The sequence below is a fragment of the Salinispora tropica CNB-440 genome (genome assembly GCF_000016425.1).
Taxonomy (GTDB): domain Bacteria; phylum Actinomycetota; class Actinomycetes; order Mycobacteriales; family Micromonosporaceae; genus Micromonospora; species Micromonospora tropica.
In genome coordinates, this window is record NC_009380.1 from 254,876 (window position 1) to 278,552 (window position 23,677).

Below are 23,677 nucleotides of genomic sequence, written 5' to 3' on the forward strand. Positions count from 1 at the left end.
ACCCGGACCGGCCCCGGTGCCTCAGTGGGCGCGGTTGACGGCGCTGGTCACCGCCCTGATGGTGGCGGTGACGATGTTGGCGTCCACACCGACGCCCCACACCGTACGGCCATCTACCTTGGACTCCACGTACGCGGCGGCCTGGGCGTCACCGCCGGAGGAGAGGGCATGTTCGTGGTAGTCGAGTACGCGTACGTTGATGCCGAGGGACTGCAGGGCGTTGACGTACGCGTCCACCGGGCCGTTGCCGATGGCGGTGACGGCGTGTTGTCCGCCGCCGTGCCCGACGAGCGCCTCGAACTCGACCTTGCCGTCCACCGTGCCGATCGTGTAGTCGGTCAGTGTGACCGCGGGGTTCGCCTGGTGGTCCAGGAGGTACTGCCCGGCGAAGATCTCCCACATGGTCTGCGGGTCAACCTCACCGCCGTTGTCGTCGGTGACCTGCTGGACCACGCCGGAGAACTCGATCTGGAGCCGGCGGGGCAGGTCGAGCTGGTGCTCGGTCTTCATGATGTACGCGACGCCGCCCTTGCCGGACTGCGAGTTGACGCGGATGACGGCTTCGTAGGTGCGACCCAGGTCCTTCGGGTCGATCGGCAGGTAGGGCACCGCCCACGGGTGCTGCTCGACCGGGACGCCGGCGGTCTCGGCGGAGGCCGCGAGGGCGTCGAATCCCTTGTTGATCGCGTCCTGGTGGGAGCCGGAGAAGGCGGTGTAGACCAGGTCGCCGGCGTACGGGTGGCGCTCGTGTACGGGTAGTTGGTTGCAGTACTCGACAGCACGTTTGACCTCGTCGATGTTCGAAAAGTCGATCATCGGATCGATGCCCTGGGAGAAGAGGTTCAGGCCCAGGGTGACCAGGTCCACGTTGCCGGTGCGCTCGCCGTTACCGAAGAGGCAACCCTCGATCCGGTCTGCTCCGGCGAGCAGACCCAGCTCGGCGGCGGCCACTCCGGTGCCCCGGTCGTTGTGCGGGTGCAGGCTGAGCACCAGACTGTCCCGCCGAGGCAGGTGTCGGTGCATCCACTCGATCGAGTCGGCGTAGACGTTCGGCATCGCCATCTCGACGGTGGCCGGCAGGTTGACGATCAGCCGGTGGTCGGGTGTCGGGTCGAGGACCTCAATCACCTTCGTGCAGACCTCCACGGCGTAGTCCAGCTCGGTGCCGGTGTACGACTCGGGTGAGTACTCGTAGTGGATGTCGGTGTCCGGGGTGTGGATCTCCGCGTACTTCTGGCAGAGCCGGGCACCGGTGGTCGCGATGTCGGTGATGCCGTCCCGGTCCAGCCCGAAGACGACCTGGCGTTGCAGGGTCGAGGTCGAGTTGTAGAAGTGCACGATCGCCCGCTTCGCGCCCCGCAGCGCCGCGAAGGTGCGGTCGATCAGGTGCTCCCGGCACTGCGTCAGCACCTGGATGGTGACATCGTCGGGGATCAGGTCCTGCTCGATGAGCTGCCGGACGAAGTCGTAGTCGGACTGGCTCGCCGAGGGGAAGCCAACCTCGATCTCCTTGTAGCCCAGCTGCACCAGGAGCTGGAACATCCGCCGCTTGCGTTCGGGCGACATCGGGTCGATCAGGGCCTGGTTGCCATCTCGCAGGTCGACCGCGCACCAGCGCGGCGCGGCCTCGACGTGCCGGGTGGGCCAGCTGCGGTCCGGCAGGTCGGTGTGGAACTGCCGCTGGTAGGGCTGGTAGCGGTGGTACGGCATGCGGCTGGGGCGTTGCCGGGCAATGGGGTTGGTCTCAGCGTCGGGGGTGACAGCAGGGTGAGCCATGCGGAGTGCCTCCGTGGTCATGTGACGTCAGCAGTCGAGGTCGGCGAGGCGCCGAAGAACGGGTCGGAGCGGGCGGCGCGGTTCGACCCCGCGACGAGGTGCCGGCCGTCAGGCCCCGCCGCGGCGACCAAGGAGAAGCAACGCCTGCCACATGACAGGGTCACCCTACGTGGCGTGGACTGGATCCGGGAAGGATCGCCCGTACTGTGAGATGGGGGTCGCAGCGGGGCTGACCAGCAGCAGGTCAGCGACGGGCCGGCGCCGCCGAAGGCCGGTCTCTGCCTCGATCAGGTCGGCGGGGAGATTGAGGGGGTCGCCGAGTCGACCGATCGCGACCACCGTGGCGGGCCGGAGGTCGGCGGGGAGTTCGAGCTCGGTGGCGAGGCCGGTGCGGTCCAGTTCGTGTAGCTGACGGGTGTGCAGCCCGAGCGCGGTCGCCTGTGTGGTCAGCTGTGCCACGGCGTGCCCCAGGTCGTAGGCGGTCTCCTCGGCCGGTTCGGTGGCGGGTGCGAGGTGTGCGGCGAGTAGCAGCAGTGAGGCGCGGCCCGCCCACCGCTGGTCCCGCTCCGGGAGGTTGACCATGATCCGTTTCCACGTCTCGTCGTCGCGGTGGCCGAGGGCGAAGCGCCACGGTTGCCGGTTCGCCGCTGAGGGCGCCCACCGGGCCGCCTCCAGGAGGAGGTCGACCTCGGTCGGGCCGAGGTCGGCGTCGGGGTCGAAGGACCGGGGGCTCCACCGGAAGGCGATCAGCGGGGTGAGGTCGGTCATGGAAAGACCATCCTATATGAGGCTTTTGTTCCCTTGGTTGGGGCGGATGAATGTGGGAAAAGGCACCCGTAACGGTCCGTCGTCCGGAGCGTTGCGGCGCTCGGGGCCGGATGCTGGGATCGCCCGACCCGTTCGGGTGGTCCGCCGGCTACCCTGAGGGCGTCTTGACATGACGCCGCCGGCTCCGTCGGCGGCGTCGGCACGCTCAGGGTTACTGGGAGGGAGTGCGCCGTCGTGGCACTCGTGGTGCAGAAGTACGGCGGATCCTCCGTCGACAACGCCGAGCGGATCAAGCGGGTGGCTGAGCGGATCGTCGCCGCCCGCAAGGCCGGCGACGACGTGGTGGTGGTGGTCTCCGCCATGGGCGACACCACCGACGAGCTGACCGACCTGGCCAACCAGGTCAGTCCGCTGCCGCCCGGTCGCGAGCTGGACATGCTGCTCACCGCCGGGGAGCGCATCTCGATGGCGCTCCTCGCGATGGCGATCCACAACCTGGGGTACGAGGCGCGATCGTTCACCGGCTCGCAGGCCGGGGTCATCACCACCTCGGTGCACGGCCGGGCGCGGATCATCGATGTCACGCCGGGGCGGCTCAAGGGCGCCCTCGACGAGGGTGCGGTGGTCATCGTCGCCGGCTTCCAGGGCGTGTCGCAGGACACCAAGGACGTCACCACCCTGGGGCGCGGTGGGTCGGACACCACCGCCGTGGCCCTCGCCGCCGCGCTCAACGCCGACGTCTGCGAGATCTACAGCGACGTGGACGGCGTCTTCAGCGCCGATCCGCGGATCGTGCCGGACGCCCGGCACATCCGACAGATCACCTACGAGGAGATGCTGGAGCTGGCCGCCTGCGGCGCCAAGATTCTGCACCTGCGCAGCGTGGAGTACGCCCGCCGGGCGGGGTTGCCGGTCCACGTCCGTTCGTCATACTCGACCAACACCGGCACGATGGTCACCGGATCGATGGAGGACCTTCCCGTGGAACAGGCGCTGATCACCGGGGTCGCCCACGACCGCAGCGAAGCCAAGATCACGATCGTCGGTGTGCCCGACGAGCCGGGTGCGGCCGCGTGGATCTTCGACACCGTCGCCGGTGCGGAGATCAACATAGACATGATCGTGCAGAACGTCTCCACCGAGGGCACCGGCCGGACGGACATCTCGTTCACCCTGCCCAAGACCGACGGCCCCACCGCCATGGCCGCGCTCAGCAAGATCCAGGACAGCGTCAAGTTCAAGGGGCTGCTCTACGACGACCACGTCGGCAAGGTCTCGCTGATCGGCGCCGGGATGCGCTCCCACCCGGGCGTCGCAGCGGGCTTCTTCGCCGCCCTCGGCCAGGCCGGCGTGAACATCGAGATGATCTCCACGTCGGAGATCCGGGTCTCGGTGGTGTGCCGCGACACCGACCTGGACGACGCCGTGCGCGCCATCCACGACGCGTTTGAGCTCGGTGGTGACACCGAGGCGGTCGTCTACGCGGGGACGGGGCGGTAGCCCGTGGCGTCGCAGCCGACCCTGGCTGTGGTCGGGGCGACGGGCGCGGTCGGCACCGTCCTGTGTGAGCTGCTCACCGGTCGGCGGAACGTCTGGGGCGAGATCCGGCTGGTCGCCTCCGCGCGGTCGGTCGGGCAGACGGTGCGCTGCCGGGGCGAGGAGCTGACCGTCCAGGCGCTCACCCCGGAGGTCTTCGACGGCGTCGACGTGGCGATGTTCGACGCTCCGGACGCGGTCTCCGCCCAGTGGGTGCCGACCGCGGTCGACCAGGGTGCCATCGTCGTGGACAACACCGCGGTGTTCCGTGCCGAACGCGACGTTCCGCTGGTCGTCCCGGAGATCAACCCGGAGCAGGTCCGGAACCGACCGAGGGGCATCGTCGCCAACGCGACCTGCACGACCCTCGCCATGATCGTTGCGGTGGCACCACTGCATCGCGAGTACGGCCTACGGGAGCTGGTGCTCTCGTCCTACCAGGCGGTCTCCGACGTCGGGCAGGCCGGCGTGGACACCCTGCACCGTCAACTCGTCAAGGTGGTCGGAGATCGCGGGCTCGGCTCCCGCCCAGGAGACGTCCGGCAGGCGGTCGGTGACGACCTTGGCCCCTTTCCCGCCCCCCTCGCGCTGAACGTGGTGCCCTGGGCCGGAGTGCCCAGCGACGGCGGCTGGTCCTCCGAAGAGGTGACCTTGCGTAACGACTCACGCAAGATCCTCGATCTGCCCGACCTGAAGGTCACCGCCACCTGCGTCCGGGTACCCGTGGTTACCGGGCACTCGGTGGCGGTGCACGCCGTTTTCGGCACCGAGGTAGACGCCGAGGGGGCCCGTGAGGTGCTGCGCAACGCGCCCGGCGTAATCCTGGTCGACGAACCGGCGGCAGGCGAGTTCCCGATGCCGATTGACGCCGTCGGCACCGACCCGTCCTGGGTCGGCCGCCTCCGCCGGGCCCTGGACGACCCCCGTGCGCTCGACTTCTTCGTGACCGGGGACAACCTCCGCAAGGGTGCCGCCCTGAACGCGGCGCAGATCGCTGAACTCCTGGCCAGCGAACTGACCCAGCGTTGACGGTTCAGGCGGCGGCCAGGCGTACGCCGTCGCGGCCCTCCCGTTTTACCCGGTAGAGCGCCTGGTCGGCGCGGTGGAGGGCGTGGTCGGCGGGCTCGTCCGGGTGGGGGAGGGCGACGCCCACGCTGATGGTGCGACCGATCCGGCGCGCCGCCGCAGTGAGGCGTTCCGCGACCCGGACCGCCTCGTCGGGGCGGTTCACCTCGATCACCGCCACGAATTCGTCGCCACCGGTCCGGTACAGCTCGTCGCCCTGGCGCAGCGCGCCCTCCAACGCCCGCGCCAACCTCACCAGCAGCCGGTCACCGGCCTGGTGACCGTACGTGTCGTTGACGGTCTTGAAGCCGTCCACGTCGATCGCGAGCAGAGCCGTACGTCCGGGGGCGGCCGCCGCGATCCGCTCCCCGAACGGCCCGGTGTGTCGCAACCCGGTCAACGGGTCGGAGCTGGCCCGCTCGCGGAGCCGAGCCACGGTCTCGAGCCGGTCCAGGGCACTGCCGGCCTGGCCGGCGAGTAACTCCAGCAGGTTGACGGTGGTCGGGTCGGGACGGAGTCGCCGCGCGTCGGCGACGAGCAGCAACCCGGCGTCGCCGCCCGAGTTGACCGGCACCGCCACCAGCGTGCGCACCCCGGCCCGGGCCAGCGGAGCGTGGTCGTCGGTCGCCGACTGTTCGGTCTCACCGAGGGTGTACCCGGCGCCGTAGCGGTGAGCCAGGTCGACCATCCGCGCCAGCGCCTCCGGGCCGGCCGCGGAGAGCGTGGCCCGGACCCGGGCCTCCAATTCGTCGGGGACGGTGGTCGGCGCGCACAGTTGAGGCCCGTGATGCCCGGGGAGCACCAGAACAGCGGTGGAGAGCGTCGACACGTCCCGCGCGGCCGTGCTGGCCGCGTGTCGCAACTCCTGCTCGGTGCCGGCGGCGGCCAGCGCGGCCGCGTGCCGCAACAGCTTCTCGCTCCGGGTTTCCGCCGGCGGACCGCCGAGTGCGACGATCCGCGCGCCGAGCCGTTCCGCGAGGCGTTCGGCAGTGTCCCGCCACGCCATCAGGTCCGCCGGTTGGCTCCAGAGCAGGTCGAGGACGCCGACAGGTCGGCCAGTCGAGCCTGGCACCGGTACGCAAACCTCACTGGTGGCGTCGGGACGGACCGGAAGGCGATTCGGGTCCGCACCGAGATCGGTGATGACCGCGGCATGACCGGTGGTGTGTACCCGACCGACGACGCCGGTAGCCGGCGGGACGGTCGAGAAGACCTGCCACGAGCCGGTGGCCGCGATGCAACGGAGCCGGTCGTGAACCTCCAGGAGCACCGAGATGGTGGCTGGGGTGGACGGGGCCAGGGCGGTGACGGTCCACTGGCACGCCTCGGCGACGGTCGACGCCATTGACAGGCGGGCCGTGCCGTCCCGGATGATTCGTTCGTGATCCACTCGCATGTTGCCCCAGGTCGGAGGTGACCGGCCGCTGCCGGTGCCGTGATCCAGGGTAGCCAGCGGGTCGCGGGATCCGATCCGCCGCAGCTACGGCATCCCACCGTTCCGGAAAGCGATGCCGGACATTCGGTCGACTGGTGGCGAGCGCGATGAGAGGCTGTCATCGACGCTGGTGGCGGTACCAGCCGTCGCCGGTGTCCGAATCCTGCCGATGGCGCGAAATGGTGGGCGTGCTCACGCCCGGTTGTTTCCGCGCCGGTTCCCACGAGGAGTTCCATGTCCATCCCTGGGATGCGTCGGGCCGCGATCGGCCTGACCGCGTTCGCTGTGACCGCCTTCGGCGCGGTCGCGACCGCCCCCAATGAGGCGGACGCCGGGCCGAAGCCGGTCGACGTCACGCTGCTCGCGCTGAACGACTTCCACGGCCATCTGGAGCCGCCAGGTGGGTCCAGCGGCACGATCGAGGACCAGCCGGCCGGCGGGGTCGAGTACCTGGCGACCCACCTGGCCGAGCTGCGTAAGGCCAGCAAGAAGAAGAACACCGTCACAGTTGCCGCCGGGGATCTGATCGGTGCCTCCCCGTTGCTGTCGGCCGCCTTCCACGACGAGCCGACCATCGAGGCGTTGTCGCAGGCCGGGCTCGACTACGCGAGCGTCGGCAACCACGAGTTCGACGAGGGCTCCGACGAACTGCTGCGGATTCAGCATGGTGGCTGCCACCCGGTCGACGGCTGCGCCGACGGCACCCCGTACCAGGGGGCTGACTTCCAGTACCTCTCGGCGAACGCCTTCGTGGACGAGACGGGCCAGCCACTGTTGCCCCCGTACGCCATCCACCGGGTGCAGGGCGTCAAGATCGGTTTCATCGGAATGACCCTCGAGGGTACGCCGGACATCGTCAGTCCGGACGGCGTCGCCGGCCTGACCTTCGCCGACGAGGCGCAGACCGCCAACCGGTACGCGCGGGAGCTGCGCCGCAAGGGCGTGGAGACCATCGTGGTGCTGCTGCACGAGGGCGGGAACCAGGCTGGTGCCGGCGGCATCAACGACTGCGTCGACTTCACCGGACCGGTGGTCGACATCGTCAATCGGATGGACCGGTCGATTGACGTCGTCGTCAGCGGGCACACCCACCAGGCGTACAACTGCGAGGTCAACAACAAGCTGGTGACCAGCGCCAGCTCGTACGGCCGCCTGATCACCGACATTGACCTGAAGATCGACCGGCGGACCGGGGACGTGTTGCGCGCGACCGCCCAGAACCTGGTGGTCACCCGGGACGTCGCCGAGGATCCGGACCAGACCGCGTTGATCGACCACTACCAGACCGTGCTGGGCCCGGTCGCCGGCCGGGAGGTCGGTGAGACCACCGAGGCGATCACCCGGACGCAGGAGACCCTCTTCGACACCGTTCGCGGGGAGTCCCCACTCGGCAACCTGATCGCCGACGCGCAGCACTGGGCCACCGAGGGGGACCAGAACGCCGTCGCCGCCTTCATGAACCCGGGCGGTGTCCGGGCTGACCTCGATGCCGGCCCGGTCACCTATGAGGAGGCGTTCACCGCGCAGCCGTTCAGCAACAACCTGGTAACCCTCGACCTCACCGGCGAGCAGCTCTACTGCCTGCTGGAGCAGCAGTTCGTCACCGAGCGGGTGCTCTACCCGTCGGCCACGGTTCGCTACGTCGTCGATCCGGCCGGTGGCACCGCCCCGGCGGATGACCCGTGCGCCGGCACCCGCGTGGTCCGCGGCAGTCTGACCTTCGCCGACGTGCCGGTGGAGACCGACGCCACCTACCGGGTCACGGTGAACAACTTCCTGGCCGGCGGGGGCGACGGCTTCTCCGTCCTCACCGATGGCACCAACCCGGCCACCGGCCAGATCGACCTGGACGCGTTGGTCGCGTACCTGACCGCGACCTCGCCGGTCTCCGCCCCGGCGACCGACCGAATCCGCACCACTGGGGAGTCAGCTCGCTGACCTCTCGCCGCCAGCGGAGACGGGCTCCGGGAACACCGGGGCCCGTCCTCGTCTCTGCCCTGGCGCTGCGGGCTGGTCAGGGCGTTGCGGCGGCCAGCCGGTGGTTGAGGGCGGTGTGCCGACGGCCGGCGCCGACGGTGCGGACCGCGGCGGCGAGGGCCCGGCGGGAGCCGACCAGGACGACGAGTTGTTTGGCGCGGGTGACGGCGGTGTAGAGCAGGTTGCGTTGCAGCATCATCCAGGCGCTGGTGGTCAGCGGGATGACGACCGCCGGGTATTCCGAGCCCTGCGAGCGGTGGATGGTCATGGCGTAGGCGTGGGCCAGCTCGTCGAGTTCGTCGAAGTCGTAGTCGATGCTCTCGTCCTCGTCGGTGCGGACCGTCAGCGTCTGCTCCTCGGTCGAGAGCTGGGTGACGATGCCGAGAGTGCCGTTGAAGACGCCCGCCTCGCCCTTGTCGTAGTTGTTGCGAATCTGGGTGACTTTGTCGCCGATGCGGAACACCCGCCCGCCGGCTCGCCGCTCCGGCTGCCCCTCCCGATGCGGGGTGAGCCGTTGCTGGAGCAGGGTGTTCAACGCCCCCGAGCCGGCGGGGCCGCGGTGCATGGGGGTGAGGACCTGTACGTCCCGGCGGGGGTCGAGGCGGAACTTGGCCGGGATGCGGGAACAGGCGACATCGACGGTGCGCTCGGCGGTGGCCTCCGTGTCGTCGCAGGCGAAGAGGAAGAAATCCGGCAGGCCCTGGAGCAGGGGCGGGCGGCCGGCGTTGATGCGGTGGGCGTTGGTGACGACGCCGGACTGGGCGGCCTGGCGGAAGATCTGGGTCAACCGCACCCGCGGGATGGCTGGAGCGGCGAGTAGATCGCGCAACACCTCACCGGCACCGACGGAGGGGAGCTGGTCGACATCGCCGACCAGCAGCAGGTGCGCGCCGGGTGGGACGGCCTTGACGAGCTTGTTGGCCAGGATGAGGTCGAGCATGGAGGCTTCGTCCACGACGAGCAGGTCAACGTCGAGGGGGTTGTCCCGGTCGTAGGAGGCGTCCCCGCCCGGGCGTAGCTGCAACAGGCGATGCACCGTGGCGGCGGGGTGCCCGGTCAGCTCGGAGAGACGCTTGGCGGCCCGCCCGGTCGGGGCCACCAGGGTGACCTTGGCTCTCTTGGCAGCCGCCAGTTCGACGATCGAACGGACGGTGAAGCTCTTGCCGCACCCCGGCCCACCGGTCAGCACCGCGACCTTCGAGGTCAGCGCGAGCCGAACCGCCTGCTCCTGCTCGGGGGCGAGGTCGTTGCCGGTACGCGCCTTCAGCCAGGTCAGGGCCTTGGCCCAGTCGACGCCCGCGAAGTGAGGCAACCGATCGGTCCCATCGTCGAGCAGGCGGAGCAGGCTGGTGGCCAGAGACCGCTCCGCCCGGTGGAACGGCACCAGATACACCGCCCGCACCGGCTCCGCGTCGCCGCCCGGTAGCGACTCCCGGACGACGCCCTCCTCGGCGACCAGGTCATCCAGGCAGCGGGTGACGAGGTCGGCCGGCACATCGAGGATTTTCGTGGCGTCCGCTATCAGCTCCGGTTCGGGTAGGTAGCAGTGGCCGTTGTCGGTGGCCTCGGAGAGCGTGTACTGCAAGCCAGCCATGACCCGCTGCGGGCTGTCGTGCGGAATACCGACCGACTGGGCGATGGTGTCGGCGGTCTTGAAGCCGATTCCCCACACATCGGCTGCCAGCCGGTACGGCTCCTTCGTGACCACGTCGGTGGAGGTGTCGCCGTACTGCTTGTAGATCCGTACCGCGAGGGAGGTCGAGACGCCGACCCCCTGGAGGAAGACCATGACCTCCTTGATCGCCTGCTGTTCCTCCCACGCCGCGGTGATCTTCGCGGTGCGTTTCGGGCCCAACCCCGGCACCTCCACCAGGCGGGCCGGCTCCTCCTCGATGATCCGCAGCGTCTCCAGGCCGAAATGGGCGACGATCCGCTCGGCGAAAACCGGCCCGATGCCCTTCACCAGGCCCGAGCCGAGGTAGCGCTGGATGCCCTGGATCGTGGCCGGCAGGACCGTGGTGTACGAGTCGACCTCGAACTGCCGACCGTACTTGGGGTGCGAGGACCAGCGCCCGTGCAGCCGCAGGCTCTCCCCTGGCTGCGCGCCCAGCAGCGCACCCACCACCGTCAACAGATCACTACCGCGGTCGGTGGCGACCCGGGCGACGGTGTAGCCGGATTCCTCGTTGACGTACGTAAGTCGCTCTAGAACCGCGTCGAGCGTCGCCAGCGCGGGACGGGGGGCAGCGGTCACGTCGGCCATCCTGCCGTACTCCAGCAGCAGTGCGGCGTTCCGCCTTAGGGCTCTAGTCGAGGAGTTCGAGGCGTACGGTGGTGACGTCGCCGGCCTCGATGGCTTCCGCCTCGCGGATGGATCGTTTGACGGGCAGCACGTAGCAGCTTCGTTCCTTGTCCGGGAATATCGATGTCGCCCAGGTGCTGTCACCGACCGTGACCCGGACCCGCAGCGAGCCGAAACCACGACGCGGCGGCCCGGGCAGCTCACGGATCTCCTCCGACACATCGGTGGGCAGGCTGACGAAGGTCCAACTGTCCGCCCGTCGGGCAGTCCAACTCCACAGCTCGGCTTCGAAGGTGATGATCACGAGCCCAGCATCACACGACGGTCCGACGCCGGTCGTGGCTCACCGGTGAGGAGCGCCGGTGCGTGCGCCAACGCGGGGTGGAGTCGTGGTGCTCGCGGGACCGCGTGGCTACTGTCGGGTCATGCCGCTGAGTTCGCACGAGGTCGAGCTGTTCGAGCACTCCAGGGCCCGCCTGGAGGCGATCGCCTACCGTCTGCTCGGCTCGGCGACCGATGCGGAGGACGCCGTCCAGGACACGTTTCTGCGTTGGCAGGCCGCCGATCGCAGCCACGTCCAGACGCCCGAGGCGTGGCTGACGAAGGTGCTCACCAATCTGTGCCTCAACCAGCTCACCTCCGCGCGGGCCCGGCGCGAGACGTATGTGGGCATGTGGCTTCCCGAGCCGGTACTCGCCGGAGACCGGATGCTCGGCCCGGTCGACACCGTCGAGCGACGGGAGTCGGTCTCGATGGCGGTGCTCGCCCTCATGGAGCGGCTCTCGGCCAATGAGCGGGTCGTGTATGTGCTCCGAGAGGCATTCGGCTACTCGCACGGTGAGATCGCCGAGATCCTCGACCTCACCGAGTCGAACTGTCAACAGATCTACCGGCGTGCCAAGCAGCACATCATCACCAGTCGGGTGCGCACGGAGGCAGACGCGAGCAGCACGCGGAAGATCGTCGAGGAGTTCCTCGTCGCGGCCACCAGTGGCAAGATCCAGCGGTTGGTCGAGCTGTTGGCCGATGACGCGACGAGTATCGGTGATGGCGGTGGCAAGATCCCGGCCCGGACCACGCCGATCATCGGAGCGCTGACGGTGGCGAGGTTCCTCCGCGGTCTGTTCAAGCCCACCGAAGCCAGACGCGACCTGATCGGCGGCCGGCCTGCCGTCTACGCCAGCACCGTCAACGGCGGGCCCGCGGTGGTGTTCGTGGTCGGTGACCAGGTCGTCGGTGTGATGGCCCTGCACGTGACCTCCACGGGCATCTCGTCCATCCACACCCAGGTCAACCCCGACAAGCTTGCCCGGATCACCCGGCTCTGGGCCGGGTCCGAGCACGGTGAGCCCCTCCTCGAAGCCTGGTGACCCAGCTCATAGCCGGCTCCTGTCAGCAACCGTGTCGCTATCCGGTTCAGGAAGCAGACGCACCGAGACAGGAGTGAGACCATGAAGCACCGCATCGTCGTCCTCGGAGCCGGATACGCAGGAGCTACCGCCGCCGGACGTCTTGCCCGGCGGCTGCACCCCGACGGTACCGAGATCACTGTCGTCAACGCCGACGCCGAGTTCGTCGAGCGGGTCCGGATGCACCAACTCGCGACCGGACAGCGCCTCAGCCCCCGCCAGCTGCGCGACATCTACGCGGGTACGGGCGTGCGGCTGCGACTGGCACGGGTCACCGCCGTCGACGTTGATCAGAAGATCGTCACGCTCGTCGACGAGCACGGTGTCGACGAGATCGCCTACGACACCCTCGTCTACGCCCTCGGTAGCACCGCCGCCGACCACGGTGTTCCCGGCGTCGCCGAGCACGCCCACGATGTGGCCGGCAAGCAGTCCGCGCTGCGGCTGCGCGACCGCCTGGCCGGCCTCGTTGCTGGCGAGAACATCCTGGTCGTTGGCGGAGGCCTCACCGGCCTCGAGGTCGCTACCGAGATCGCCGAGGCGCGGTCGGACCTCACCGTCGCGCTCGCCACCCGGGGCGGCCTCGGTGACTGGCTTGATGCCGGGGCGCGGCGTCATCTGCGACGGGTCGTCGACCGGCTTGGCATCGCCGTCCACGAGCACACAGACATCTCCCGGGTCGAGGCGACCAGTGCGATCACCGGCGACGGCCGGACCGTCCCGGCGCAGGTGACGGTCTGGACGACCGGCTTGGCCGTTCATCCCATCGCCGCCGCCACGACCCTGGAGCTCGCCGAAACAGGGCAGGTGATCGTGGACGCCACCATGCGAACGATCTCGCACCCCGACGTGTACGCGGTCGGTGACGCCGCGATCGCCGATGGGCCCGGTGGCAAGCCGCTACGGATGTCCTGCGCCTCAGGAATCCCGATGGGTTGGCAGGCCGCCGACGCCATCGCCGCGCGCCTCACCGATCGGGAGGTCCCGAAGGTCTCGCTCCGCTACTTCAACCAGTGCATCAGTCTTGGCCGGCGGGACGGGCTCATCCAGTTCGTCACCGCCGACGACCAGGCCAAGACGTCCTTCATCACCGGAAAGGTGGCGGCTCGCTACAAGGAAGCGGTCTGCAAGGGCGCGGCCTGGAGCATCGTCCACCCGACGATGTTGCTGCCGACTCGTCGTCGCCACACCACCACGATCCAAAAGGAGCGGCGCGCCGCCACCGCATGACCGGGCGACGTGGTCGTCGACGCCGGGCCTGGTCCGGTGTCGGCGGATCCACTGCCTGGTCCCGCCTGGCCGGGGGCGTTCTGACCCCGGTCAGGCGGGATCGACTTCAGGCGGGGTCGGCCGCGGTGAGGACGTCGAAGGACCACAGCTCCCACGTGTTGGCGTAGGTCACCGACTCGGGGGCGCGGTGCGGGCGGGTGGCGTACCAGGCGTCGTACGCCTCGGTGTCACGCCACTTCGTGACCACCAACCAGGTCGTGCGGTCGTCGGTGGGGCGCAGCACCTGGAAGCCCTCGAACCCGTCCGCATGTTCGATCTTGCCTGGGCGTGCCGAGAACCGTTCGACGAATTCGTCACCGTGACCTTCGACGATGTCTATCGCATTAATTTTGACGATGCTCATGTGTCGCTCCTTAGGTCGGCGGCCGCGGGTGGCTCAGGCCGGTTGGCATCTTTGACGAACGTCAGCATGACGACAGCGTCACTGACCGCTCGCAGGTCGTGTTTGCGATCGGGAATCACCAGGTAGTCGCCCGCGGAGCCGTGCCACGTCATCTCGGCGGTGCTCACGGTGGCTGTTCCCGACAACAGTTGCAGGGTGGCCTGTCCTGGGTTCTCGTGCTCGCTCAACGCCGATCCAGCCCGCAGTGCCAGCACTAGTTGCTTCAGGCTGCGGTGATCGGCGTTGAGCGTGGCCGCGGCGCGCCCGGATGAGGCTTCGTGGGCGCGGGTCACGAGTTCCTGTCCGAGTTCGTGCAGACTTTTCATTGGCGTCGTGGGCATCAGTCTTTCCTTCGGGTGCGGCGGGTCAACGTGATCCGACACGAGTCAGGTCGCGGGAAAGCGGTGAGTTGGGCCGTCACCGACGTCCCGGCAGCGGCGCGGGTGATCCCGTCCACCATGCCGTCGTGAAGGGAGCAGATGACGTCGCCGTGGTCGGCTATGAGGTCGAGGAAGGGGCAGTGCCACAACGTGATGTCGGCGCGGTCCCCGGTGACGGTGCTCGTCGGCGCGAACTCATGGGCTTCGAAGCGGGATGTGAGCGCGGTTGCGGCCCGGGAGAGTGGGGCGCCGTCGATGGCCTCCGTCGGCTGCTCAGATGCCCACGCCCGTCCGGCGTCACGTGCGAGTGCGCGACCATTCGGCTGCTCGCGCAACGTGCGCGCGAGGAGCCCGGCCAGCAGGCGGTACTGGGTGGGTCCGGCGGTGTCCATGCCGACGGTTGCGCGATAGGTCATCGGTGGGCGGCCACGGCCGCGAGGAGCGCCGGGTACGCGCTCGGCGAGCTGCGCGCCAACCAGCTCCTCCAGGTGCAGCCGGGTGGTTTCGACGGGCCAGCCCACGTCGTCCGCGACCTGCTGGGCGGTCATGGCACCGGTTGCCCGGTGGAGAGCCTGCCGCAGGGTTGTTCGCCGACTCGTCACGAGCCAAATATACACAAGTTGCCTTGGGTAAAATAGTGGCGTACCTGGCTGCCCAGGCATCGCCCGGCAAGCTGGAACGACTCCCTGCCGTTCACCTCGGCCCCCTAGGGTTCGGACCGTGGAGCAGCTGGTACGGCGGTTGGGTGTAACCGATGCGGTGGTCATCGGGCTGGGGGCGATGCTCGGGGCGGGCGTCTTCGTGGTCTTCGCCCCGGCCGCGGCGGCGGCCGGCGGGAACGGTCTGCTGCTGGCGTTGGCCCTGGCCGGGCTGGTGGCCTTCTGCAACGCGACCAGCTCGGCCCGGTTGGCCGCCCACTACCCCGAGTCCGGCGGCACGTACGTCTACGGGCGGGAGCGACTCGGCCCGTTCGCCGGATTCCTGGCCGGCTGGGGCTTCGTGGTCGGCAAGACCGCAAGCTGCGCGGCGATGGCACTGACGGTTGGGGCGTACCTCTGGCCGGGCCGGGCCCGGCTCGTCGCCGTCGTCGCCATCGCGGCCGTCACCGCCGTGAACCTGCGCGGTGTGGGGAAGACCGCGCAGGCCACGAAGGCGCTTGTCGGGGTGGTGCTGGGGGTTCTGTCCCTGGTCGTGGTGGTCGGCCTGGCCGGCTTCGCATCGGAGCGGATCGGCGATTCCGGCTCGGTCGGCGGCGTGGTGTTCAGCGATGGTGGCGGTGCCGGGATACACGGTGTGCTGACCGCGGCGGGGCTGCTCTTCTTCGCCTTCGCCGGGTACGCCCGGATCGCCACTCTCGGCGAAGAGGTACGCGAACCGGAGCGGACGATCCCCCGAGCGGTGCCGCTGGCGCTGGGTGTGGTGCTGGCGATCTACCTGGTACTGGCAGTGATCACGTTGGGGGTGCTCGGCCCGGACCGGCTGGCCGCCTCCGCCGCGCCCCTGGCCGACGTGGTGACCACCGTCGGGCTGCCCGGCCTCGCCTGGGTGGTCCGGGCCGGTGCGGCCGTGGCGGTGACCGGGGTGCTGCTGTCGCTGCTCGCCGGCGTGGGCCGGACCCTGCTGGCGATGGCCCGCCGACGGGACGTACCGGCCGGCCTGGCCACCGTGCACCGGGCGCACCAGGTGCCGTACCGCGCCGAGCTGGTGGTGGCGGTGGTGGTGGCGGCCGTGGTCCTCGTCGGCGACGTGCGCGGGGCGATCGGCTTCTCCAGCTGCACCGTGCTGGTGTATTACGCGATCACCAACGCCTCGGCGCTCACCCTCGGCCGTGATCCGGGCCGTCGGCTGCCGGTACGGCTGCTCGCCGTGCTGGGGCTGGCCGGCTGTGTCACGCTGGCGGTCAGCCTGCCTCTCGCCAGCGTCGCGGCGGGATTCGGCGTGCTCGCCGTCGGCGCTGGCTGGTACGCGCTGCGTCGGCGGTATATCGATCGGTCCGGCGGTCGTTGACCAGCTCCGCGCGGGTCAGCTGGGCCGGAGGCGTCGACCGCTCTGTGCGGTCAGCCGCGGCGGGCGGCGTCGATCAGCTCCGTGACGGCGGCGGCAGCGGCGTCCGGCCGGCCGTGGCGGCGGGCGGCCTCCGCCAGGGCGTGCCGATACGGTGCGTCGTCGAGCAACGTCAACAGTTCGGCGCGGAGCGCGGCGCCGGTGGCGTCACCGCCGGTGAGCATCCGCACTGCGCCGGCCTCGGCGAGGTACCGGGCGGTCTGCCGCTGCTCGTCGCCGGAGGTCGGCACGAGTGGGATCAGGATTGCCGGTCGGCCCAACGCCGTCAGCTCGGCTACCGTGCCGGCGCCACTGCGCGCGACCACGATGTCGGCGGCAGCGAGCACGTCGGGCAGTTGCCCGTGGATGTAATCCACGACGCGGTAGCGGGCCTGCAGGTGCGTCGGCAGCTGGGCGGCGACCTGTCGCATACGGACCAGGTCGTACTCCCCGCACTGGTGCAGCACCTGGCAGCGCTGGAGGACATCGGGTAGGACCTCGGCGACCATCTGGTTGACCTGCACCGCGCCCTGCGCCCCACCGGTGACGAAGACCAGGGGCAGGTGCGGCTCCAGCCCGTAGGCGGCTCGGCCGGCGATCGGGTCTCCGGTGAGCATGTCGGGACGGACCGGGTTGCCGGTGACCACTGCTCTGGCCTGCGTCCGCTTCGACAGGTTCGCCAACGAGGAGGTGTGACTCAGTAGCACCCGGCTGGCGACGAGGGCGAGGATCCGGTTGGCCAGGCCCAGGTTGAGGGTCTGCTCGTGCATGACCAGGGGCCGCCGGGCCAGCCAGGCGGCCACACCGATCGGGACGGAGACGTAGCCGCCGGTGGACAGGACCACGTGTGGCCGGACCCGCAGTACGGTCGCCATGGCCTGCAGCACGCCGATCGGAATTCGGAAAGCGTCGGTGATGTTGCGCCACAGCTCCTGACGGTTGGGGGACCGCCGTAACTTTCCGGTGGTGATGGCGCGGAAGGGCAGGCCCTCCTGCCGGGCGATCCTCGCCTCCAGGCCCTGCTCGACACCGACCCAGAGGATGTCGGGCTCGGCGCCGGTCTCGGCGAGGCGAGCGCGTAGTGTCCGGATGGTCGTCAGCGCCGGGTAGGTGTGCCCTCCGGTGCCGCCGCCGGTGACGATGATCCGCAAGCCGTGGAGCTGTTGAGCACTGTAGACGGCCACGCGTTCCCCTGTGCAGTGTCCGTCCGGCTGGCGTCCCTGTCGGCAAGCCAAGATGGACTGAGTGGGCGTTCTGGCGTTGTTCGAGATCGACTATAACGTCAGCGACATCCGTCGCTCCGCCGCCCGCCACGGCCGGGCGGCGGAGCTTCGAAAGCGACGTCCGGCTCCCATTCCGTCCCGGTCTGGGTGGGAACGACACCGCAGCAGGAGAGGGTTGTCGGGTGCGGCGGTGGGTAGGTAGCAGGGGTGCAGACCTTCCTCCCGTACCCGGACTTCCTGGCCAGCGCGGCCTCACTGGACCAACGTCGGCTCGGCAAACAGCGAGTGGAGGCGATTCAGGTGCTGCGGGGCCTGACTCGTCCAGGTTATGGCTGGCGGCACCATCCGGCGGTGAAGATGTGGGCCGGCTACGAGGAGGCGCTGACCCGGTACGGGCTGGACGTGTGCGCGGTCTGGTGCGAGCCGGGCCGAGCCGACACCTGCGCCGCGACGCTGGTGACCGACTTCGCCGCCGCCCGGGGCGTGCGCACCGTTCGTACCCAGGCCGAACTGGCCGACGCCGGTGAGCTACCGCCCTGGCTGGGCCGTGACGACCTGCACCTGAGCCATCGTTCGTCGTTGCTGCGCAAGGACCCGGAGCACTATCGCCCGCAGTTCGGTGACATCCCGATCGACCTGGACTACGTCTGGCCCCGCTCCGATCGCGCCCCGGGCTAGGAGGAGCCATCGAACCGTGACCGGCGTCACGTGAGTGGGGCAGCCGGGTGGCTGCGTCGATATCGTCACCGCGGCGAAGCGGATCGGAGGGAGAGTGGCGGTGGCGGACGCGGAACTGCTCGTCGAGGTGGCCGGTCCGGTGGCGACCGTGGTGATTCACAATCCGGCCCGCCGAAACGCGATGACCCCGGCGATGTGGCGGCGCCTGCCGGGGGTGCTCGATCAGCTGGAGGCCGATCCGGCGGTACGGGCGCTGGTGCTCACCGGAGCCGACGGCACCTTCTGCGCCGGGGCGGACCTCGGTGACCTGGACGAGCTGCTGGACGCTGGCGACGCCAGTATCGCTGTCACGGCCGAGGAACGGCTGGCCGCCTTCGCCAAGCCGACGATCGCCGCGATTCGGGGCGCCTGCGTCGGCGGTGGGTGCCAACTCGCCGTCGCCTGCGACCTGCGGCTCGCCGCCGACGACGCGCGCTTCGGCGTACCTCCGGCCCGGCTCGGCCTGGTCTATCCGGCGCCCACCACCCGCCGGCTGGCCCGGCTGGTCGGGCCGTCCACGGCGAAGGCCCTGCTCTTCACGGCGGAGCTGATCGACTCCGGGCGGGCGTTGCGGGTCGGCCTGGTCGACGAGGTGCTGCCCGCCACCGCGCTTTCCGCTCGGGTCGGTGAGGTTACCGCCGCCGTGACTGTGCGGTCTCGGCTCAGCGTCATGGCGGCCAAGGAAATCGTCGATGAGCGGGCGGACGACGACCGGATCGCCTGGTGGCACGGGCAGGTGCGGACCAGCGGGGAGGCCCGGGAGGGGGTGGCGGCGGCCAACGAGCGCCGGCCGGCCCGCTTTCCGTGGTCCCCGCCCGAGGCGAGGCCCGGCGAAGCGGTCGGCGCCGGGTAGCGGTTGGGATCGCCGGCTTCCGGTCAGTGTCCCCGGGCGAGCAGGCCCCGTGGGCGGATCGAGTGGACCGGCTCGGTCGCGCCGCCCTCGTCCCGCAGGATGTGGTTGGCGGCGAGGATGCCGGTGACGGCAGACCGTTCCATCAGCGCACTGGGAAGGTCGGCGTGGATGCCGTCCCCGGCCAGGTACAGCCGGTCGGCGTCGGTGCGGACGCCCGGTCGCCCCGCGTGGCTGCCGGGCGGGAACGCGGGTGCCTGGGCCTCCACCCGGGCCCGCAGCTCGCGGATTCGCAGCCGCCCCGCCTCCGGCCAAAGGGCCGTCAACTCGGTCCACATCCGTTCGGCCAGCTCCTCGGCGGGCACGTCCGGTTCACAGGCGTACGCGTGCAACTCCACCACCGAACCGCCGTTGAGCTCCGCCCAGCGGTGGGACTCCCGCTCGAGCCGGTGGTAGAGCGTCACCGAGTCCAGGGTGGGCTGCCGGGAGACCCCGTTGAACACCGCCCGGCCGGGATCCACGTCCCCGGTGCACCAGTAGCGGGCCACCGCGTACGGCGGGCCGGGTCGGCCGAACGCGGGCATACGCGCGACCAGGTCGGGAGCGGCTTCGGCGAGGATGGGGGAGGCCGCGACCAGCGCGGCGAGTGCTGGTGGGTCGACGGCGAGCACGACATGCCGGGCCTCGTACGCGCCGGCGGTGCTCACCACCTCCCAGCCGGCGGCGTCACGGTGTAGCCCGGTGGCCGCGGCCTCGGTGACGACCCGGCCGCCGTGCTGCTCGATGTGCCGGGTGAGGGGCTGCCAGATCGACGTCGCGTAGTCCTCCGCGGGGCAGTCGAAGGCCAGCCCCTCCGGGTTGCCCAGCAGGTAGAAGTGGAACTGGGCGATCATTTCGGCAGCGGACATCTCCGCTTCGTGGTTGAAGAACGAGTGGGAGAAGACCTCGAAGAGCATCGCTCGGGCTCGGTCCGGCAGCTGGAGCGAGGTGAGCAGAGCGTCGGCGGTGGTGTCGTCGAACTCGGCGTACGTCTGGATCGGGTCGTAGCTGAGGAGCGGCAGTGCGGCGTCTCGGTTCATCGCGCGCAGATCCCGCAGGCGCAGGCTGGGGCTGCGCAGGAGGAGGGTGAGCAGGTTCGCTGGCGCCGCAGGCGGCAGCTTGCCGAACTCCTCGGTCGGCCATTGCGTGGACAGGACCGGGTAACGCGGGATCTGCCGGAGGAACCCCAGCGTCGGGTCGGCCCGGCGGAGGATGTTCCGCCAGTTGTAGTACTGGCGGAAGAAGGCGTGGAACCCGTGTTCGTTGATCCGGGTGCCGTCGGGCGAGGCCTCCGGCCACGCGCCGAGTCGTCCGCCGACGGTGGGGGCGGCTTCCAGGACGGTGACCGGGACTCCCCGTTCGGCCAGCACCACCGCTGCTGACATGCCGGCGATTCCGCCGCCGACCACCACGGTGGGTGCGGGGTGCGGTAGCCGGGGGGCGCCCCCGCCACCGGGGTCCACCACGTGTTCACGTACGCCGAGAAGTCGACCCACCATTTGCGACAGCGCCATCGCACCAGTTTGCCGGAGATATGCCGGTGTTGAGAATGGACTCGCGCTGCCGACTGCGCCGATATTCGTGATCACCGGGCTGCACGATCGCTACCGGCTGTTTACCATGCGTCACATGACCGGGCCCTTCGATCGTGCATGGTGGACCGGGCGCCGGCTTCGAGGCAACAGCGACCCCTGGGCCCACTACGTGGTCTGTGGCCACGACGCCCTGGCGTACTGGGTGGTCAGGTCGCTGCTCGCCACCGAGCCGCAGCTCGCCCGGATCCGGATCACGCTGGTGGTGCCCGAGCGGCAGCGGACCGACAGCCCGGACGGTCGAGATCTCGACGGCATCGAGGTCATCCGGGCCGACCGGCTCGACGAGGTGACGTTTCGCGATGCCCGCCTGGACCGGGCGGAGGGTTTGGCGCTGCTGCACCAGGACGACGTGGGCAACATGCACGCGGCGCTCTGTGCGCAGGAGGTGCAGCCGAGGCTGCGGTTGGTGGTCCGGATGTTCAACACCAGCCTGGCCAACGGGGTACGACAGATCTTCCCCGACTCGGCGGTGCTCTCCGACGCCGCGATGGCGGCCCCCGCCTTCGTCGCTGCCGCGCTGGGCGAGGTCGCGCCGGCTCACTTCCGACACGGCGGACGGACTCTGTACGTGGCCCGCCGCGTCGATCTTCGAGACGAGGACATCGTCTGCCCGGTGGCGGATATCCGGGACCCGCGGGAGGTTCGGGTCCTGCCCGCCGACGAGACCTCCGCCGACGTGGTGCTCGCCGAGGCGGCCGGTACACCACCGGGAACCGAGGTGGCAGCGCGCCGACTGCGTCGGGCCCGGCGGTGGCGCCGGCCGGTCACGATGCTGCTCCGGGCGGTCCGGGGCTTCGCCACCCGCAGGATCGGCCTCGCCGTGTTGGTGCTGCTGGCGGTGATCGTCGTGCTCGGCGGCCTCTACGCCAGCACCGCCGAGGTGAGCTGGGGGGAGGCGCTCTACCTGACCCTGGTCACCGCCCTGAGCGGGCAGGACCCGGACGCCGCCAAGCCGCTCGGCGAACAGGTTCTCCAGGTGGTGCTCAATCTCTCCGGCCTGGCGCTGATCCCGTTGGTCACCGCCGTGGTGGTGGACGGCCTCGTCAACGCCCGGCTGGCGCTCCACTCCGGGCGGCCCCTGACTGACCGTTCCGGGCACGTGGTCGTGGTCGGCCTCGGCAACATCGGCACGCGGGTGACCGCCCAGCTCCGCGACTTCGGTGTCGAGGTGGTCGCCATCGACAAGAACGCGGACGCACGGGGTGCCGAGCTGGCCCGGCGGCTCGGCGTGCCGCTGGTGGTGGGGGACGCCTCCACCGAGGAGACCCTGCGCGCCGCCTCGGTCGGCACCTGCCAGGCCCTCGTCGTGGTCTCCACCGACGACGGGGTGAACCTACGGGCCGCGCTGACGGCCCGCTCCTTCAACGACGATGTTCAGGTGGTTCTGCGGCTCTTCGACGGGCACTTCGCCGAGCGCGTCCAGCGGTCCTTCGGCATCGGCGTCTCGCGGAGCGTGTCGTACCTGGCGGCACCGTCGTTCGCCGGTGCCCTGCTGGACCGTGCCGTCATCGCCACCATCTCGGTCGGCCGGCACGCCCTGTTGGTCACCGAAGTTCCGGTAGCCGCCGGCTCCTCGCTCGACGGTCAGCCGCTCGCCACCGTTGACCGCACGGGGAGTGTCCGGCTACTCGCCCACGCCCGCTCCGGTCAGCGGTACGAGTGGGAGCTCGACCGGCGGTTAGTGATCATGGCAGGGGACCGGCTGACGGTGGTTGCCCGGCGGGCCGGGCTGAACGCCCTGCTCCGTGAGGCCGGCCCCCTCAATCCGGAGGTTCCCGCGTCCCCGGATGGTTCGTCCCCGGAGCCCGCATCGACTCCGGCCGGTTCACCCCCGGTCGGTTCGTCCCCGGAGACCGCGTCACTGCCGCAGCCCGCATCGCCCCCGGTCGGTTCGTCCCCGGAGGCTCCATCGTCCCCGGAGGTCGCATCACCCTCGGAGGGCTCATCAGCCCCGGCCGGCCCGCCGCTGCCCCGCCTGCCGGAGGGGGAGGTGGGCGGCTCGGTTGATCAGCGGCCGGTCTCCTCCGAGTAGGGGATCAACCCTCGTCGGCCCTGATCGACTCTTTCGGGTAGTGGCACGTCGTCCCAGGGCACCCGGTGCAGCACCCGGTCCAGCAGGAGGCCGAGCAGCAGCCCGGCGATCGAGTCGGTCAGCCAGTGCCAGCCCAGGTACGTGGTCGTGGTGAGCACCACCAGAGGTGGGACGACCCGCACCGCGGTGGCCATTCGGGGTGGCAACGTCCGGCCGTACGTCTCCAACAGCCGGGCAAGGAGCAGGACGATCACCCCGTACCAGACGATCGTGTTGACGACGTGCCCGGACGGGTAGGAACGGGTGAACTCCAGCGGCAGCTCGTGTTGGAAGAGTGGCAGGGTCTGCTCCGGCGCGAGGAAGGGTTCGCGCACGCTGGCGCTGGGCGCGGGCCGGGCCGTCGACACCTTGAGCGCGCCGACGATGAGGTAGATCAGCGCGACCCCGGCGACCGGCGGCAGCAGCGGGCGGGCGGAGCGGAGCCGCACGGCGAGCAGAACGCCGATCCCGATGGCGACCAGGGCCAGCGGTCCGCCCTGGCCGAGGTAGTTGAGGGTCCACGCGATCCCGTACGCGGTGGCCGGGCGGTGTGCGTCCGACCAGTCGGCCACTGCCCGGTCGAGGCCGAAGAGGTGACCGGCGGCGAGGGCGGCGGTCAGGGCGACCAGGCCGGCGAGAAGTAGCCCGTCGAACCACCAGCCGGCCGGCCGGACCGGCCGGAGCCGCACCGCTCGCCACCGGGTCGTCGCCTGCCGCATCTCGGCCACGCTACCGGCCCGCGCGGCCCCCGGCCCGGCCCGGGTCGCTGTGTGCCGAACCACGCGGGGAGGCGTTCCGGCGGGGGAGGGCGCAAACTGG

The 23,677-nt window shown here is 70.3% G+C and carries 20 protein-coding genes; 9 read left to right on the forward strand and 11 right to left on the reverse strand.

All coding sequences use genetic code 11. The features are described 5' to 3' along the window. Positions 1–21: 21 nt before the first annotated feature. Together leuA and STROP_RS01150 are read right to left on the reverse strand one after the other, a co-directional pair. A complete protein-coding gene (leuA, locus tag STROP_RS01145) occupies positions 22–1,797 on the reverse strand; it encodes a 2-isopropylmalate synthase (protein ID WP_028680554.1) in 1,776 nt (591 codons plus the stop codon). Positions 1,798–1,941: 144 nt separating this feature from the next. Beyond that, a complete protein-coding gene (locus tag STROP_RS01150) occupies positions 1,942–2,544 on the reverse strand; it encodes a nitroreductase family protein (protein WP_011904146.1) in 603 nt (200 codons plus the stop codon). Between the two features lie 234 nt (positions 2,545–2,778). Between STROP_RS01150 and STROP_RS01155 the strand changes: the two genes are divergently transcribed. Together STROP_RS01155 and STROP_RS01160 are read left to right on the forward strand one after the other, a co-directional pair. Next, entirely contained in the window at positions 2,779–4,044 is a 1,266-nt protein-coding gene (locus STROP_RS01155; RefSeq protein ID WP_011904147.1) for an aspartate kinase, read from the forward strand. Between the two features lie 3 nt (positions 4,045–4,047). Then, positions 4,048–5,109: an aspartate-semialdehyde dehydrogenase gene (locus STROP_RS01160; protein WP_011904148.1), complete on the forward strand. Its 1,062-nt coding sequence runs from the start codon at positions 4,048–4,050 to the stop codon at positions 5,107–5,109. Between the two features lie 4 nt (positions 5,110–5,113). Here the strand turns inward: STROP_RS01160 and STROP_RS01165 are convergent, their stop codons facing one another. Then, on the reverse strand, positions 5,114–6,535 hold the full coding sequence (locus STROP_RS01165) for a GGDEF domain-containing protein (RefSeq protein WP_018831226.1): 1,422 nt from the start codon (positions 6,533–6,535) through the stop codon (positions 5,114–5,116). A gap of 279 nt (positions 6,536–6,814) precedes the next feature. On the opposite strand from STROP_RS01165, the gene STROP_RS01170 reads away from it, so the two are divergent. Further along, positions 6,815–8,518 (forward strand): bifunctional metallophosphatase/5'-nucleotidase, encoded by a 1,704-nt coding sequence (locus STROP_RS01170; protein WP_011904150.1) that lies wholly within the window; start codon positions 6,815–6,817, stop codon positions 8,516–8,518. A 76-nt stretch (positions 8,519–8,594) separates the two neighbouring features. Here the strand turns inward: STROP_RS01170 and recD2 are convergent, their stop codons facing one another. Both recD2 and STROP_RS01180 read right to left on the reverse strand, forming a co-directional pair. Then, positions 8,595–10,820 (reverse strand): SF1B family DNA helicase RecD2, encoded by a 2,226-nt coding sequence (recD2, locus tag STROP_RS01175; protein WP_011904151.1) that lies wholly within the window; start codon positions 10,818–10,820, stop codon positions 8,595–8,597. 43 nt (positions 10,821–10,863) lie between these two features. Continuing rightward, entirely contained in the window at positions 10,864–11,163 is a 300-nt protein-coding gene (locus STROP_RS01180) for a DUF1905 domain-containing protein (protein ID WP_011904152.1), read from the reverse strand. Positions 11,164–11,284: 121 nt separating this feature from the next. Between STROP_RS01180 and STROP_RS01185 the strand changes: the two genes are divergently transcribed. Both STROP_RS01185 and STROP_RS01190 read left to right on the forward strand, forming a co-directional pair. Next, positions 11,285–12,229, forward strand: coding sequence for an RNA polymerase sigma-70 factor (locus tag STROP_RS01185; RefSeq protein ID WP_026275317.1), 945 nt, complete (start codon positions 11,285–11,287; stop codon positions 12,227–12,229). Between the two features lie 81 nt (positions 12,230–12,310). Further along, positions 12,311–13,498, forward strand: a complete 1,188-nt coding sequence (locus tag STROP_RS01190) for an NAD(P)/FAD-dependent oxidoreductase (protein ID WP_011904154.1) — start codon at positions 12,311–12,313, stop codon at positions 13,496–13,498. A gap of 106 nt (positions 13,499–13,604) precedes the next feature. Here STROP_RS01190 and STROP_RS01195 read toward each other — a convergent pair whose 3' ends face one another. Genes STROP_RS01195 through STROP_RS01205 form a run of 3 tightly spaced genes read right to left on the reverse strand, consistent with a single transcriptional unit; the run spans position 13,605 to position 14,937 of the window. After that, entirely contained in the window at positions 13,605–13,901 is a 297-nt protein-coding gene (locus STROP_RS01195) for an antibiotic biosynthesis monooxygenase family protein (RefSeq protein WP_011904155.1), read from the reverse strand. Beyond that, positions 13,898–14,266: a cupin domain-containing protein gene (locus tag STROP_RS01200; RefSeq protein WP_026275318.1), complete on the reverse strand. Its 369-nt coding sequence runs from the start codon at positions 14,264–14,266 to the stop codon at positions 13,898–13,900. Before STROP_RS01200 ends, STROP_RS01195 begins: the two co-directional genes overlap by 4 nt. Before the next feature lie 14 nt (positions 14,267–14,280). After that, the gene (locus STROP_RS01205; RefSeq protein WP_011904157.1) at positions 14,281–14,937 is read right to left on the reverse strand and encodes a helix-turn-helix transcriptional regulator; all 657 of its coding nucleotides are present in this window, start codon (positions 14,935–14,937) and stop codon (positions 14,281–14,283) included. Positions 14,938–15,040: 103 nt separating this feature from the next. Here STROP_RS01205 and STROP_RS01210 point away from each other — a divergent pair, with 103 nt between their 5' ends. Continuing rightward, entirely contained in the window at positions 15,041–16,327 is a 1,287-nt protein-coding gene (locus STROP_RS01210) for an APC family permease (RefSeq protein WP_011904158.1), read from the forward strand. A 50-nt stretch (positions 16,328–16,377) separates the two neighbouring features. On the opposite strand, the gene STROP_RS01215 is transcribed toward STROP_RS01210, so the two are convergent. After that, the gene (locus tag STROP_RS01215; RefSeq protein WP_011904159.1) at positions 16,378–17,547 is read right to left on the reverse strand and encodes a UDP-N-acetylglucosamine--N-acetylmuramyl-(pentapeptide) pyrophosphoryl-undecaprenol N-acetylglucosamine transferase; all 1,170 of its coding nucleotides are present in this window, start codon (positions 17,545–17,547) and stop codon (positions 16,378–16,380) included. A 246-nt stretch (positions 17,548–17,793) separates the two neighbouring features. On the opposite strand from STROP_RS01215, the gene STROP_RS01220 reads away from it, so the two are divergent. Further along, positions 17,794–18,264 (forward strand): MSMEG_6728 family protein, encoded by a 471-nt coding sequence (locus STROP_RS01220; RefSeq protein ID WP_011904160.1) that lies wholly within the window; start codon positions 17,794–17,796, stop codon positions 18,262–18,264. Between the two features lie 94 nt (positions 18,265–18,358). Then, on the forward strand, positions 18,359–19,156 hold the full coding sequence (locus STROP_RS01225; RefSeq protein WP_011904161.1) for an enoyl-CoA hydratase/isomerase family protein: 798 nt from the start codon (positions 18,359–18,361) through the stop codon (positions 19,154–19,156). A 23-nt stretch (positions 19,157–19,179) separates the two neighbouring features. Here STROP_RS01225 and STROP_RS01230 read toward each other — a convergent pair whose 3' ends face one another. Further along, a complete protein-coding gene (locus tag STROP_RS01230; protein ID WP_011904162.1) occupies positions 19,180–20,706 on the reverse strand; it encodes an FAD-dependent oxidoreductase in 1,527 nt (508 codons plus the stop codon). Between the two features lie 106 nt (positions 20,707–20,812). On the opposite strand from STROP_RS01230, the gene STROP_RS01235 reads away from it, so the two are divergent. Further along, a complete protein-coding gene (locus tag STROP_RS01235) occupies positions 20,813–22,819 on the forward strand; it encodes an NAD-binding protein (protein ID WP_011904163.1) in 2,007 nt (668 codons plus the stop codon). On the opposite strand, the gene STROP_RS01240 is transcribed toward STROP_RS01235, so the two are convergent. Next, entirely contained in the window at positions 22,795–23,640 is an 846-nt protein-coding gene (locus tag STROP_RS01240; RefSeq protein ID WP_238380258.1) for a phosphatase PAP2 family protein, read from the reverse strand. The two genes, STROP_RS01235 and STROP_RS01240, sit on opposite strands and share 25 nt — an antisense overlap. Positions 23,641–23,677: the final 37 nt, after the last annotated feature.